The 15482-nt window shown below is 40.6% G+C and carries 11 protein-coding genes; 2 read left to right on the top strand and 9 right to left on the bottom strand.

Translation table 11 applies throughout. The annotated features are described in order from the left end of the window. Positions 1-147: 147 nt before the first annotated feature. Together BM126_RS16050 and BM126_RS16045 are read right to left on the bottom strand one after the other, a co-directional pair. Positions 148-2316 carry a PAS domain S-box protein gene (locus tag BM126_RS16050; protein ID WP_090990456.1) on the bottom strand — a complete coding sequence of 723 codons (2169 nt, stop codon included), beginning with the start codon at positions 2314-2316 and terminating at the stop codon, positions 148-150. Positions 2317-2412: 96 nt separating this feature from the next. After that, a complete protein-coding gene (locus BM126_RS16045; RefSeq protein ID WP_090990455.1) occupies positions 2413-4692 on the bottom strand; it encodes an ATP-dependent DNA helicase in 2280 nt (759 codons plus the stop codon). A gap of 189 nt (positions 4693-4881) precedes the next feature. Here BM126_RS16045 and BM126_RS16040 point away from each other — a divergent pair, with 189 nt between their 5' ends. Beyond that, the gene (locus BM126_RS16040) at positions 4882-5787 is read left to right on the top strand and encodes a YitT family protein (protein ID WP_090990454.1); all 906 of its coding nucleotides are present in this window, start codon (positions 4882-4884) and stop codon (positions 5785-5787) included. Between the two features lie 109 nt (positions 5788-5896). Here the strand turns inward: BM126_RS16040 and BM126_RS16035 are convergent, their stop codons facing one another. The 5 genes from BM126_RS16035 to BM126_RS16015 all read right to left on the bottom strand — a co-directional run bounded on the left by BM126_RS16035 (position 5897) and on the right by BM126_RS16015 (position 11427). Next, a complete protein-coding gene (locus tag BM126_RS16035; protein WP_071352875.1) occupies positions 5897-6091 on the bottom strand; it encodes a cold-shock protein in 195 nt (64 codons plus the stop codon). Positions 6092-6904: 813 nt separating this feature from the next. Continuing rightward, positions 6905-7111, bottom strand: coding sequence for a cold-inducible protein YdjO-related protein (locus BM126_RS16030; RefSeq protein ID WP_071352874.1), 207 nt, complete (start codon positions 7109-7111; stop codon positions 6905-6907). An 80-nt stretch (positions 7112-7191) separates the two neighbouring features. Continuing rightward, positions 7192-9312: a DNA helicase RecQ gene (gene recQ / locus BM126_RS16025; protein ID WP_090990453.1), complete on the bottom strand. Its 2121-nt coding sequence runs from the start codon at positions 9310-9312 to the stop codon at positions 7192-7194. A 127-nt stretch (positions 9313-9439) separates the two neighbouring features. Then, a complete protein-coding gene (locus tag BM126_RS16020; RefSeq protein WP_090990452.1) occupies positions 9440-10237 on the bottom strand; it encodes a 3D domain-containing protein in 798 nt (265 codons plus the stop codon). Between the two features lie 317 nt (positions 10238-10554). Further along, positions 10555-11427 carry a CvfB family protein gene (locus BM126_RS16015; RefSeq protein ID WP_090990451.1) on the bottom strand — a complete coding sequence of 291 codons (873 nt, stop codon included), beginning with the start codon at positions 11425-11427 and terminating at the stop codon, positions 10555-10557. Positions 11428-11693: 266 nt separating this feature from the next. Between BM126_RS16015 and BM126_RS16005 the strand changes: the two genes are divergently transcribed. After that, a complete protein-coding gene (locus BM126_RS16005; RefSeq protein WP_256213139.1) occupies positions 11694-12137 on the top strand; it encodes a GNAT family N-acetyltransferase in 444 nt (147 codons plus the stop codon). An 8-nt stretch (positions 12138-12145) separates the two neighbouring features. On the opposite strand, the gene BM126_RS22500 is transcribed toward BM126_RS16005, so the two are convergent. Then, positions 12146-12322 carry a hypothetical protein gene (locus BM126_RS22500; protein WP_177201463.1) on the bottom strand — a complete coding sequence of 59 codons (177 nt, stop codon included), beginning with the start codon at positions 12320-12322 and terminating at the stop codon, positions 12146-12148. A gap of 340 nt (positions 12323-12662) precedes the next feature. Beyond that, entirely contained in the window at positions 12663-15452 is a 2790-nt protein-coding gene (locus BM126_RS16000) for an ATP-binding protein (RefSeq protein ID WP_177201462.1), read from the bottom strand. Between the last annotated feature and the right edge of the window lie 30 nt (positions 15453-15482).

Raw genomic sequence — 15482 nt, 5'->3', positions numbered from 1 at the left:
TTTTTCCGAAAGTTTAGACTTATTTCCGAAGTGCAGCTAAAGCTAGATACAGATTATATCTTCTCCTGGAGGCAAGTCACCGCCCTGCCTTAGAGTGTTTGTGCCTGCTTCTGAAATTAACAGAGCCCTCACAAAAAAACAGAAGCATTATTGCTCCTGTTTTCCGTTTGCTGCTGGCAGCTCAATATGAAAGACTGTACCTTTATTTATTTCACTTTCAACCTCCACCGTGCCGCCATGATTTTCAATAATGTTATAGCTCACCATTAACCCAAGGCCATTGCCCGTACTTTTAGTAGTAAAAAAAGGCTCACCAAGTTTTTTCAGAGCTTCAGGAGGTATTCCGCCGCCTGTATCTTTAAATACAATGGATACATTTTGCCCTTTTATTTGAATGGCTGCATTAATAGTCCCTCCATTTGGCATGGCGTCCATCGAATTTCTGGCAAAATTCAGGAAAACCTGTTTGATTCTGTTTTTATCACAGCGCACTATGATATTTTCCTGATTATATTCAAGATAAAAAGAGATATTTTTCTTTTTTGCTTCTATTTCCAGGAAAGAAAAAACACTTTGAATAATTGATACCATGTTTTCTTCTTCCAAGTTCATACTTTGAGGCTTCGCAAGGACCATAAAATCTTCCACAATATCGTTGACCCGTTCAATTTCATCTAAAATGATCTCTAAAAATTCACTACGTTCATCGTTTTGCTCATCCAGCTGCAAATATTCGGCATAGCCCTTAATTGTCGTCAGCGGATTTCGGATTTCGTGGGCCACACCTGCAGCCAATTGGCCGATAGCCGCAAGCTTATCCTGCCTGTGCAGCATATCCTCCGTCTCTTTCCTCTTCGTGATATCCGTTCTTATTGAAATATACTGATATGGTTTCCCGTCTTCATCTAAAAAAGGGACAATCGTCGTTCCTACCCAGTAGTAGTTACCGTCCTTTGAGCGATTTCGCAGCTCTCCCTTCCAGACATTTCCTTTGGATATGGTACTCCACATATCTTGGAAAAACTCTCTTGAATGATAGCCGGAATTAAGGATATTATGATTTCTGCCTATCAATTCTTCCCGTGAATAATGTGAAATGTCACAAAGCTTGTCATTCACCTTAGTTATATTCCCTTTTTCATCCGTAAAAGCAACGATGGCAGATTGGTCAAGGGCATAATGAATATCACGGATATCCTTCATTGTTTCTTTTAAGTCGGCTTCGGCTCTTTTTCGTGCCGAGATATCCGTGCGAATGGAGATATACTGGTAAGGTTTTTTCCTTTTCATAAAAGGAACAATTGTGGTGTCCACCCAATAAAGCGTACCATCTTTTGCTTTATTGCAGATTTCACCCTTCCATGTTTTCCCGCTGGAAATCGTTTGCCACATTTCTTTATAAAATGCTTGTGTGTGATAACCTGAACTTATGATAGAATGGCTTCTCCCCATCAGTTCTTCTTCACTGTATTTAGAAATCTGAACAAATTTATCATTGACATACGTTATCTTTCCATCACTGTCCGTTATGGCTACAATAGCAGACTGATCAAGCGCATAGCGGAAGTCCCGCAAATATTTATCGCTTTTTGCGAGGCGTTTGTTTATGATCATCGCAGATCCGATAAGTCCTGCAACAATGAGGACCGATACAAAAAAGACCAGATTAATGACAAACGGTGTATCATTCACAAGCTGTTCCACATTTTTGATCGGCTCTTTTGCAGGCATGCTTCTTGCTAATAAAAAATGGCCTTCCGCAATGGCAACTGTAACGATTAATGTGCTCAGCGGCTTGAACCATAGCTTATTTTTGCGGTTCCAATGGTTCGCATAAAAAAGAATCATAAACGAACATAAAAACATGGCCATAATTAAAAGAAACGAACCTAAGAGAACGGCAAGATGATAAAAAATCCCGTTATTCAAGGCATACATCCCGATAATATAATTGGACAGCACAGATAAAGTCAGGAGAAGACTGCAGCAGCAGACATGCAAAAACCTGATTTTTTCAGTTGAAACAAACATAAATCCCATACCGGCAAGAGCAACGCCAAGCACCATTGATAAAATAGTAACTGGAATGTTGTATGCTCCCGCCCCGTTCTGGTCGAAAGCCAAAATACCAAAGAAGTTGAAGGTCCAGATGGCCATTCCCATGGAAAAGCTCCCGCCAAGAAATAAAAATCGCTTATTGGTTTCAGAGGTACGCAAAAGAATCAATAAATCTATACTTGTATAAGAAGCCATAAATGTAAGGATAACAGCCACTAATAGCAAAATTGGATTAGATGACTCAATAATCTGGTTCATGTATTGATATCACCTTTCTATATGAAGTCATGCAGATTGATACTGCCCTCTTATTATATATCTTCCTTTTTCAATGTAAAGAAATGAGCAAAGGTATTAATATAAGTTATAATTTTTCCAGTTTTCCGGCAGCATGCCTTGATATTTGGCAGTCAGGAATCTGTCATCAATAAGAACAATCAGCCCATGATCGTCTTCAGACCTGATCAGCCTGCCTCCAGCCTGCAGCACTTTATTCATCCCCGGAAATACATATGCATAATCATAGCCGTTTTTCCCCTGAACCTGAAAATGCCTTTTAATAATATCACGTTCAAAACCAATCTGCGGCAAGCCCACACCAGTGATGATTACGCCGCTCAGCCTGTCGCCCTTCAAATCCACTCCTTCTGAAAATATCCCGCCCAATACAGCAAATCCAACAAATAAGCTGTCCTTGTTTTCCTGAAAAGAGTTCAAAAAACCTTCGCGTTCATCTTCCGTCATTATGCTGCCTTGAATGATCGTATTCACAGAGGATGCTGCCGTAAATGCGCCATACACGTTATTCATGTATTGATGGGAAGGAAAGAATACCAGATAATTCCCTTTCCTGCCTTCAAGAATGTTTATTAGCAAATCTGTAATACGGTCTATCGATTCTTCCCTGTTGCGGTATCTGGTTGAAATCCTGCTGATAAGCACTTCATTTTGTTCTGCTGTAAACGGAGAAGGGACCGAAATCCGGTAATCTTCCTCTCCTCCTCCAAGCATATCCATAAAATATCCTGCAGGGGAGAGAGTAGCAGAGAATAAAATGGCAGAGCGAAATCCAGATAGGATATTTTTCAGCAGTGCTGAAGGATTCAGGCAGAATAATTTGATCTTTGCATCATTCTGCTGCAGTTCAAAATATATCGAATAATGCTCATCAACAAGCTTAGAAATCTTTAGAAAGTTTTGAACATCAAAATAGCCCTGAAGCAAGTCTTCATGTTCACCTCCGCCGCTCATATCCAGCAGAAAGGGTTCTGCCGCCTCAATGAATGCTTCGAGACCTTTTAAAAGATCATCAGGCAAATTCTGCATGATTTTATTTTGTTGATTATCAAGCGACTTTTTTTCCTCAATAAAGTACTGATTGATATTTTTAGCAGCGTGCGAAATGGCAGGCTCATTTACTTTATTTTCCCGCTTTATCCGCAAAAATGGAGTCTTATATAACTCCGCCGAAAACATGCTTCTCGCTCTATCCACTAAATTATGTGCTTCGTCCACAAGCAACACTGTATCCTTTTTCTGGTCATCAAGCATCCTTTTTAATGACACCCTTGGGTCGAACACATAATTATAATCACATACGACGGCATCACAGACATAGGCAAGGTCGAGTGAAAATTCAAATGGACAGAGCTTGTGCTTTTTGGCATACTCCTCAATCATACTCCTTGTAATCAGCTGTTCTTGTTCTAAAATATCCAGCATCGCTTTATTAACACGGTCATAGTATCCATTTGCAAACTCGCATTCATTTGGATTGCAGCTGCCGTTATCATGAAAGCAGATTTTATCCTTTGCTGTTATTGTCACCGTTTTGCAAACTAAGCCCCGGTCCATCATTAAGGAAAAAGTGTCTTCAGCAGTCTGGCGGGTAATTGTTTTGGCTGTCAGGTAAAAAAATTTCTGGCATTCGCCCTGTCCCATGATCTTTAAGCTGGGAAATATGGTGGACGCTGTTTTTCCGATTCCTGTAGGGGCATTAGCGAACAAGTTAGCATTTTCATTTATGGTCTTATAAACAGCTCCAGCAAGCTTTCTTTGGCCGTCACGGTAATTTTCATAAGGAAATGGCAAATCTCTGCATGACTTATTTCTTTCTTCAAGATGCTGAAGCTTCCAATTGGCAAAGTGATAAAATCCCTTTAGCATATCTTCCAGAAAAACAGCCAATTCCTGCCTGCTGCAATTCACTTTGAATCTTTTTATTTCTTCCGTGTTCTTTTGAACATATGTAAGCTGAACGTCAATTTCGTCCAGATTATGAAGTAAGACAAACATGGCAGCATAGCATTTAGCCTGCCCCCAGTGCACCGGATAACTGGTTTCTGAGAGAGTGTGCAAATCCAAGGCAGTACTCTTAATTTCATCAATCGTATAGGACTGGCCAGCCAGCAGGCCATCGCATCTCCCTTCAATGAAAAAAACAATATCCTCATACGTCTGCTCAAGCGCCAGCGGCACTTCCTTTACATCATGTTCTCCGTATTGTTTTTGGATTTGCTGGTGAATTCTGGTTCCCTCTGACAACGATGCAGAGGCCCTGAAACCAGAGGTTATGCTACCGCTTTTATAAACATATTCTGCAAGAGTCCTTACAGAGACTTTATAATTTTTCATGAATTCCCCCTGCTTTCCCTTAAGTTTATTGATAAATAATCGAAGAAAGTGACATGATAACCTGGAAGGTTTTGTTTATTAAAATAAGAGCGCCAAACAGGGTGTAAAGTCTAAATACTACAATATTTTTAGTGAATTGTTTATACTTAAGTTGTACATACATATATTAATTAAGGAGGGGGCATGCTGATGGCAGATACAGCAAGCTTAAGTCTTACAGAACTGGTTGAGAAAAAAGCACACAGAAAGCTGACAAAAAGGCAGATTTTGCAGCGGGGGCTGCTGATCACGCTCGGGGCGGTGCTTATGAGCGTTGGACTGGAAATTTTTCTGGTTCCAAACAATGTAATCGATGGAGGAATCACAGGCATATCCATTATGCTATCGTATTTAACGGGAATAAAGCTCGGTATTTTCATTTTCGTATTGAATCTTCCGTTCTTTTTTATCGGGTATAAACAAATCGGTAAAACCTTCGCTATTTCTACTCTTTATGGAATTTTCATCCTTTCCATTTCAACTGCATTGCTTCACCCCGTACCTGCTTTTACTCAGGATATCCTGCTTGCCACCATATTTGGCGGAATTATTCTAGGTGTTGGAGTCGGAATTGTCATTAGATATGGCGGTTCTTTGGATGGTACTGAAATATTGGCTATTCTTGCCAATAAAAAGGTTCCATTCTCAGTAGGCGAGATCATTATGTTTTTCAATTTGTTTATATTGGGCAGCGCGGGATTTGTGTTCTCATGGGACCGTGCTATGTATTCCATTTTAGCCTATTTCGCCGCTTACAAAACAATGGACATCGTAATTGCCGGCTTGGATGAATCCAAATCCATCTGGATCATAAGCGATGAATACGAGGAAATCGGCGAAGCCATCCTAAACCGTCTGGGACGCGGTGTAACCTACCTGACAGGAGAAGGCGCTTATTCCGGTGATAACAAGAAAGTGATTTTCTGTGTAATTAACCGTCTGGAAGAAGCCAAATTAAAGGATATTGTCACTAATTTCGATCCTTCGGCCTTCCTTGCAGTAGGAGACATTGCTGAAGTACGCGGAGGGCGTTTCAAGAAAAAAGATATTCATTAACAAGCGGCCTGCAGTTTTAGTTCATTAGCGGACTTTGAAGCTGCAGGTTTTTCAGTTTGTATTTCAGGCAAAATAAAGACACACTTCCGGAGTGTGCCTTCTTTGATATTTATTTATTTCTTGGGTTGTTTATCGCCTGCAGCATTTTTGTTCCTTCTTTCATCTCACTGCCGCACAGCGGACAGCTCGGCTTGTCGCTGCTTGTGAAATTATCACGGATCCATCCCTTGCAGTCCTCTGATGTACATTCCCAGACCTTTGTTTCTTCAGGTGGTACTTCTTCGACGTTATTGCGTTTATACAAAGCATCTCACTCCTTGGATTTGATTTGATTATCGTGCTTTTTAGAAACAATCTTTCTCATTTCACTGGAACAAGATGTCAGCTCCGCACATAGAGCCATGTCTAAACACATGTTTCTATTTTATTATATCATAAAAAGCCTGCCATATGAAGTGCCTGCTCCTCTTTAAAATGGCATCAATACCATTAGAGTGCATGCGGCTTTTTGCAGCACTGCATAAAAAAGCTGCCTTTTTGGTGTAAGGCAGCTTTTTTTAATCAGCATGTAAGCTGATGTGTTCTGCTATTTTTCTGTCTTTGCGTTTTAACGGAAAACGCAGCAGAAATAATGAGCAGGAGAGTAATTTTTCCGGTCTAACCTAAAACAATGAAAGCCCTTCCTCTCTCCCATCAATACGGTTCCTAGACCGCGCCTGTGAGAATCAGGTTTAGACTTAAACATGTTTATTAAAGGATACTGTCGAAATGACGAATAGGGGATGATTGTCCAATAGAAGTAAATTTCATAAGAAGAATAAAACTACCTGAGGAAAACTTTAGGGTTGTTAATCCGTTATTTTCAAATATTGCTAAACTCAACTCTTGGCCATTCAGACGGCTTTTGCTGTTTGCATTATGGCTGATACACTTACTTTAATAAAGATGTCTTTAAATTACCCTCTTGGTGTTTATCGTGTTCCAACACCTGAATATTTATAATAACATGGTTTCCCCTTTAAGTCAACAAACCATAAAAGTTTGATGCGGTTCACCGGGATTGCTGCAGATATTCTTTTGCAGAGGTAAAGAATATCTGCATGCAGCATTATCCGGTTTATCTGTAAGCATTGTAATCATTGTTGATTTGAGGCAATTCCCTGATTTCCTCTACAAGGTTTTCACCGCACATCGGACAAGAAAGATTGTCTGTGACGAAATCCTTCCGCATCCATCCATTGCATGTTTCCGACGCACAAGCATATACTACTGTATCTTCAATGATAGTAACGGGTTCCTCTTGATTCTTTTTTGCAAAATACATGAGTAACCTCCTTTTTTAACAGTATACGCAGTAATGCATCGGATTATTTATTAAAAAAGGATTTTCATATGGATGGGCAATTATATTTCAACACTATTTCTCAATAATGCAGCTTTTATCATAAAATAGCTGATTTCCTCCGGCAATGCTTCTTTAAGAGGCTTGAGTTTTTCAGCACCAATATCTGAAACCATATCAAGTATTTGCATATTTGCTGATTCAGGCAAGATTCTCTGCCAGTCTACATCTCTTCCCTCTTCCCCGCATTTAAGGAGGTGATTTTCAACGGAGATCTCAGCAAGGCCTCGTAGCACCGCAATTTCCTCAATGCTCTTTCCCTCTTTAAAAAGCCTGAATGTTTCAAGATGAGAAGGTTCTCCCTTAGGTTCCCGCTTCATAATGGTTTCTTCAGCCAGAGGACTTAATTCCGGATTTTCTGCAAGGTATTCCTGGATTTTCCTGATAAATATCCGGCCATACTTTTCCTGTTTTTTCTGCCCGACTCCTTTTACCGTCATAAAAGTTTCAGGCGTAACGGGAAGCGAGGCAGACATGTCTTTTAATGAAGCGTCAGAGAAAATGACGAATGGAGGCACCTTTTCTTCCTGGGCAATTTCTTTACGGAGCTGACGCAGCTCTTCAAATAGAAGATTGTCGGCAGAAATGGTTGTAATAACGGAAAGCTCCTTGCGCATGACCATTTGCTTGCCTAGAAGAACCTCTTTTCCCTGGTCTGTTACCTTCAATACAGGAAATTGGCCACCTGTCATCTCGATAAACTGCTTTGAAGTGAGGTAGTCAATAAAATCAGCGACTTCTTTTGCAGATTTCTTCTTCAATATTCCATATGTCGATAGCTTTTGAAAATTGAAGTCCTCCACTTTCTTATTTTTTGATCCTGTAAGCACCTGGCTGATGAGGGTTTTGCCAAATCTTTCTCCCATTCTGATCATGCAGGATAATACCATTTGTGCTTCTGTGGTTACATCTACCGAATTTCTGCTGTCTTTACAATTTTCACAATGCCCGCAGTTCTCTGGATTTTCTTCGCCAAAATAACGGAGAATGAAAGCCTGAAGACATCCTTCTGTGAAGCAGTAATCCTTCATGGCATTCAGCTTCTTCAACTCGAGATCCTTCCATTCCGGCCGGGATTCCGACTGATCTATTAAAAACCTCTGCAGACGCAGATCCTGCGGAGAGTATAGCAGGATACATTCGCTATCGAGACCGTCACGTCCTGCACGGCCAGCTTCCTGATAATAACTTTCCATATTTTTTGGTGTTCCATAATGAACTACGAAGCGGACATTGGATTTGTCAATGCCCATGCCAAAAGCAGAAGTGGCAACCATAAGCGAGATGTCATCCTGCAGGAATTGTTCCTGCTGCTCCGATCTATCCTGCTCATTCATGCCAGCATGATAACGGCCGGCTTTAAATCCGCCTTTAGCCAGACGGCTGTATAGCTGGTCTACCTCTTTTCTTGTTGAAGCATAAATGATTCCTGACTCATGATGATTTTTTGAAAGATACCGCTTCAGATATTGATTGCGATTTTCATCCTTTACAACAGCAAAACTCAGGTTGCTTCTTTCAAAACCAGTAAAGACTGTATTTGATTCTTCAATATCGAGGGATTGGCAGATATCATTTCTTACTGCGGGTGTGGCTGTAGCTGTAAGTGCCAGGACTACCGGATTGGATGGAAGCTGTTTTATAAGTGTTTTTATTTTCAGGTAGCTCGGCCGGAAATCATGCCCCCACTGGGAGATGCAGTGTGCTTCATCTATTGCCACCATTGAAATATCAAATCGCTGCAGCTCCTGCAAAAATGAAGGTAATTCAAGCCTTTCGGGCGCTATGTAAACCAGCTTATATAATCCATTGGCAATTCCTGAGAGCCTGTCTGATGCTTCCTTAGCAGAAATAGAACTATTAAGAAATGTTGCTTCAATGCCATTTAAAAGAAGAGAATCCACTTGGTCTTTCATTAAGGAGATAAGCGGGGATATCACGATGGTGAGTCCGTTCAGAACCAGCGCCGGTATTTGATAGCAAATCGATTTCCCTCCGCCTGTCGGCATTATTCCGGCAGTATTTTTACCTGACAAAACCTTGCTGATGATTTCTTTTTGTCCATCACGGTATGTTTCATATCCAAAATATTTCTGAAGATATTCCTGAGCTTCTTCAATCACTCCTATCCCTCCATTTTCACTTTACATTTCACTTCTATTTTACACTGTATCCAGTCATTCTTCAAAGAAGTGCGACATGAAAAAGGACACAGAATATCTCTGTGCCCCGAATCTATGTGAAAGTATTTTATTTAATGACTTTGACTTGTACTTGCTTTCTGCCCCAATTTAACGCATCTTGTTCATTAGGGAAGAAGATATCAATTTCGTTTCCTTTAATACCGCCGCCGATATCTTCAGCTGTCGCGTATCCATAACCTTCTACATAAACTTCAGAGCCTAATGGGATGACGCTTGGGTCTACTGCGATTACTTTAGCTTCCGGATTGGCTTTTAAATCGACGCCTGTAGCAGTCACGCCGCTGCATCCTTTACAGCTTGCAGTATAGCCAGTTGACGCTACTGTCAATTCCTTGGCGAATTGTTTTTGCGCGGGTGCATCGCTTTTTTCATTTGAAGAGGCAGCTTTTGTTTGCGGCTGTGCCGGTTCAGACTTCTCTTGGGTTGGCTGTGCTTCCTGTTTCACGGAAGCTCTATTTGCATGTTTTGGTTCTGATGCAGCAGTGATTCCGTTAGATGAAACAGATAATTTTTGGTTTGGCTGGATTAAATCTGAATTCAAGTGGTTCCAGGCTTTCAAGTTTTCAACGGATACATGGAATTTATTAGCTATGTGCCAAAGAGTATCGCCTGATTTAATTGAATAATACTCTTTGCTTGAAACATTAAGTACATCTTCAGGTTGAATAGTATCTGAAGTAAGGTTATTCAAGGACTTTAATTCATCTATTGATACATGGTATTTTTGAGAAAGTCCCCATAATGTGTCTCCATTTTTCACTTTCACATCCTGTGCATGTGCGTTTGTGCCGATTGCACCTGATATAGCAGCTACTGCTGCAAAAGTTAAGAATGTTTTTTTCATAAGTAGTTACCTCCCTGTTCAGCTTGTTATAAGCTAACGGAATTAATCGTAACATAAATATTTTCATAGCAAAGAACAGGAAGATGAAACTCTGATGACAAAGATATCAGCTTTATGACGGCAAAGTAACAATACGTCTGATTATTCTGATAAAATAATCCGTACTTCCCTCAAAAGGAATGAATTAAACCCCTGACTAATCCATTCGTCCTATATAATTGTTTAGAAAGGATTTTTGCAAAAAAAAAAACAGCAGAAATGTTCCGCTGTTTCCCCCGAGGGGGCAATTGCAATGATTCCCGGGTGATGTATTTCCTTTATCTGCGGTCAGAGGAATATGTCCAGCCCTCTTCTTGATATATCTTATCTTCTTTCATCAATTTCCCTAAAGCTCTTTTGAATGCACCCTTGCTTAAACCAAAATGGAAGGAAATGTCCTCAGGAGGTGTTTTATCTCCATAAGGCATTGCACCGCCCCTATTCATAAGATACTTGTAGATTACCTCTGAATCTTCATCCATTTTATCCTGCTTGAAAGGATGAAGAGAAACATTCAATGTGCCATCTTCCTTACTGTCAATAACCCTGCCTTCTACATACTGGCCAAGCCTTGGCTCTTCTTTTCTTTCACTTTCATGAATGAAGCAGCGATATCCTTCTTCTGATATAAAGAAAGATCCGGCCATAAGCAGCCTATATACATTCCCTTTTACAGCTGCATTCCTGATTCCCTTAAGAGGAGCCTGTACAGACAAATCTGCCATTATATCCTCAGTGGCAAGTTTACCGAATAACCTCTCTTGACGATCTGTTTTAAGAGAAATGAATAACCTGTCTCCTGGTGCTGGCCATAAATGCTGCAAATTCGGCAAATCATCAAGTGATACCAGCATGTCTTTAGAGATTCCGATATCGACAAAAACACCAAGATTCTTTTTCACACTGACAACTTCCGCCCAGCCGTATGAATCCAGGGTAACCTGCGGGATTTTTCTTGTTGCTGTAAGCCGTCCCTGTTTGTCATGATAGATAAATACCTTTACATCCTGTCCAATTTCCAAATCATCCTGCTCGTTCATTTCATTTTTATGCAGCAAGACACTTTCTTCTCCGTCTGTCAGGAACAAACCAAATTCTGCTTCTCGTTCTATCTCTAATTCAACTGTTTTTCCAGCCTGAATGTAATCCATGTATGTGTTATCCTCCCAAAACTGCTTTCATTATGTTTATATTGTACCAAAAATTGCAGCACTTCAATCAGTGAGTCCTGCTCCTGCAAAAAAAATCCGCTCTTTTGCTCTTCCTGTTGATAGCTCTCAATACCGGCATATTCGAATCTATCATTTTTATCAGTTGTTGTATATAAAAATTTCCATAACCCCAAAAAACATGCACCAGCTGTTCACCGTTTAACAAATGTTTTATAATTTAAAGGAACGAAAAGGAGGGTGTAAGAATGAATATCCTTGAAATAAAGCCCGAAGATACCTACAGCATCAGACATAGTGTATTAAGGCCTAATCAGCCTCTTGATGCCTGCAAATATGACGGCGATTTCAATATTGGTACCCTGCATTTCGGAGCATACAAAAATGAATTGCTGATAGGCATCGCCACTTTTTTAGAGAGTCCGAATCCTGACATACCAGGCAGTGGACATTACCAGCTTAGGGGAATGGCCTGCCTTCCGGATTTTCAGGGGATGGGTGCGGGCCGCTCCCTTATATTGCATGCTGAAAAGGTACTCAAAAAACGCAAGGCTGATGCCTGGTGGTGCAATGCACGGCTTAGTGCATCGAAATATTATCAAAAGCTCGGGCTTCAATCGGCAGGACGTATATTTAAAATCCCCCATATAGGCGAACACATTGTGATGTTTAAAATGCTTGATGCTGAGTGATTATGTGATCAGTCTGCCCGCCTTGATATTTCTTTCATTAAATCTTCAGCCGCTTTATATTTCTTTATCAATCTAGTGGCATATACTGCCCAAAGACTCATATATTCCGGGTCATAATGAAGTGCTGGTTTAATTATGTCATTTGTTAGTGAACCAAATCCAGAAGCAGCCAGACCTCCCGGCATCTCCAACTGTATAAATGGAAACTTAATCTGCCGAATCTAACATAACTTTGTAAGCAGCACAATTGCCCCTGCACTTGCAAAGGTTAATGCAATATTTTTTTTCGTACCGCTTTGTTAAAATATATAGCTGATTTATGCACTTGTTGATACGGAGTAGACGATGCTTCTCCTTAGGAATCAGCGCTGCGGGCGGAACCACGCAAGCCAGGCTGTGAGTAGGCCGGCGAATTCTCCACTGCGAGGTTTGCCACTGGAACGGAAACCAATAGGCATGTTTAACAGAGACCACTTAAAAGAGCTGCCAAAGAAATTACTCTTTGGCAGCTTAGGGTGGTCTCATTTATTTTTCCTGCGGGACCAGGATCTGTCCTCTTATTTCATTGCCTGATAATGTATGCTTAATGGTTGCTGATAGCTGGCTTGGTTTATAAGGCTTTACAAGAAAATCTTCTGCTCCGAGTGAAAAACCGCGCTCCGGCTCATCAAGTGCAGTGGAAACAAAAATAGGAATATACTTTAAATTATCGTCATCTTTCATTTTCCCCATGATTCCCCAGCCGTCTATCTCATCATCATCCAGCATGATATCAAGGACAACTGCATCTGGAGGATTTGCTGCCATGGATTTAAGAGCTGCTCCGCCATTTTTGTAGCTGTTCACACTAAAGCCGCTTTCAAGCAATTCATGGCGAATGAGATCAGCAAGACTCATATCGTCCTCGATAACTGCGACTTGATAATTTAATTTCCCATTTTGTTCTACAGTACTCTTTCCCTGGAAATTCATTTGAACCCTGGGGAAAGAAAGTGTAAAAGTGCTTCCCGCACCATATTCTGAAGAAACTGCAATCGCTCCGCCGTGGGCCTTGATTATTTCATCCACTATGGAAAGTCCAAGGCCCGTCCCTCCAATGCGGCGCCTGTCGCTGTTATCTACGCGGTAAAATTTTTGAAATAGTTCAGGAATGGCTTCTTCAGGTATTCCAAGGCCAAAATCTTTTATTTCAACACAAATGGAGCTGCCTGAGCTGTATACTTTAATGTCAATGTTGCCTCCATTAGGGCTATATTTAATTGCATTGCTGATCAGATTCATAAAAACCTGCTCTATCTTTGAACGATCGCCGAGGATTACATAGCTTTCATCGTGCGCCTCCAAATTGATTGCATGCTGAACAGTGCTGATTTCCTGAAGGCCAATGATTTTTTGAATCACCGGCAAAATATCAAGATGCTTCTTTTCATACATTTGTTTGCCTGATTCCATTCGCTGAACATCCAGAAAATCATTGATTAAAGCAGTCAGCCTCTTTGCTTCATTATAAATTGTCTGTAAATATTTACTTTGGCGCTCAGGCTTTAATTGTTTATTCATCATTAATTCTGTAAAACCTAAAACACTTGCCAGCGGTGTCCTCAATTCATGGCTTACTGTGCTGACAAATTCAGATTTCATAGCATCGACTGCATGTTCCTTGGTAATATCCCTATGAACCAGGACTGTGCCAAATACTTCTTTGCCATTTTTCAGCACCTCGCAATAAACCTTGATTACTCTGTTTCCTTTGCAGGTGTAAACAAATGAAGTATCCATACTGCTGCTGACGGCTGCAGTATGGATTGCCTGGTCAAGGCTCTCCTTAAATGCAGGTTCTACTATTTGCCCAGCCATGAGTTTGGTCCAGGCTTCTCTGTTAAGCCCAATGATATCTTTAATTGTCAGGCTGCCGCCAAAAATTTCGCATAGCTTCTGGTTCACCTGAACAATCGTCCCTTCGCGGTCAATCAGCTGTATTCCTTCCTGCACTGTATTCAAAATCCTTTGATTCATTATTCGATTGTCTTCAGATTGTTCATAAAGCTTAATCTTTTCCAAAGATATAGCGATTTGCCTGGCCAGTGTTTCATATTCCAAAATTTCCTTTTCAGAGAAAGGTCCCCCGTATCTGCTGTAAACCATGATGGCCCCTACCTCATCGGAAGCAGAAAGAACAGGAAGATACAAGTCATAGCTGTAATTTTGATTTTCATGAAACGCTTTTTCCTGTGACATCTGCTCTCTTTTTACAGTAAATCCTTTTTTTGATGCAATCAGGCGCTGGTTTAATCCACATTCCAGATTTTTTCTAAACTGGCTGACTCCATAATCTGAAATGCCAAAAGAAGAATAGGCATCTTCTTGCAGCAGGCAAATCATTCCGCGATCAGCATCAATCAGCCTGCACATATTTTCAACGATGGTATATAACACTTCCTCTTTATCAAGGGATGAAGAAATACCATTAATCAGTTCATTTCGGCGGGTCAATTTTTTTTCGTTTTCTGTCAGAAAATCCAAAGCCCCTTCAAGCTCTGCCTGCTGTGCCTGAAGCTCATCCTGCTGGGCAAATAGCTCTTGGTTCTGAGCAATCAGATCCTGCTCCTTATCCTGAACGCTTACAATCATTTTTTTAAAGGCTGCGGCTAGAGCTCCAAGCTCATCCTTCCGTTTATTTGTAATTGTAATTTCCGCTTCCCTGCCTGCAGCTATTTCATTGGCTGCAAACGCAAAATCAGATAGCGGGCGGCCGATATTTCTTATAATGATCCGGATCATCCTCATCAGAAGAATGAACAGTAAGGCAATAAAGGTGATCAGCCCTACCTGCAGATATGCCTGTGTTTTAGATAGATTCACTGCTTTTTCATCCAGCTGTTTGTCCAGAGAAAGTTTATATGCCTTGGTTTTTTTTTGAAATCCATTTATCCTGGCAGTTGCCCCGTTATTGGCGATATTTTTATATGTTATGTCATCTCCGCTTTCGAAGGTTTTAATGACAGGAGGAAGAGTTTCATCAAAATAATAAAACGTGAATTCTTGAATATCACGGTAAGCTGTATTGTCTCTGACTGTAGATTTCAGTACCTCAAGCTTTTTCGTCTTGTCTATAATAATGTCTCTTTGATTGAGAGCATTTACTTTCAATTTAGGCTGATTCAGCAAAAGATAGCCTCTCATATTAAAAAATGCTGTCTGGAATCTATCATAAATTTCATCTGCAATATATCGCTTGGCCAGGATTTCCTTTCGCTGATCAAAATAGGCATGGTTCATATGCTGCTGGATGGCAAAAAGGGCTATTGTTCCCATCACAAAAAAACAGATAAATCCAGCCATTAA

It is taken from the genome of Bacillus sp. OV322 (genome assembly GCF_900112495.1).
In the GTDB taxonomy this organism is placed as follows: Bacteria; Bacillota; Bacilli; order Bacillales; family DSM-1321; genus Peribacillus.
The sequence above is the reverse complement of the archived record's forward strand: the minus strand, read 5'-3'. Positions and strand labels throughout refer to the sequence as shown.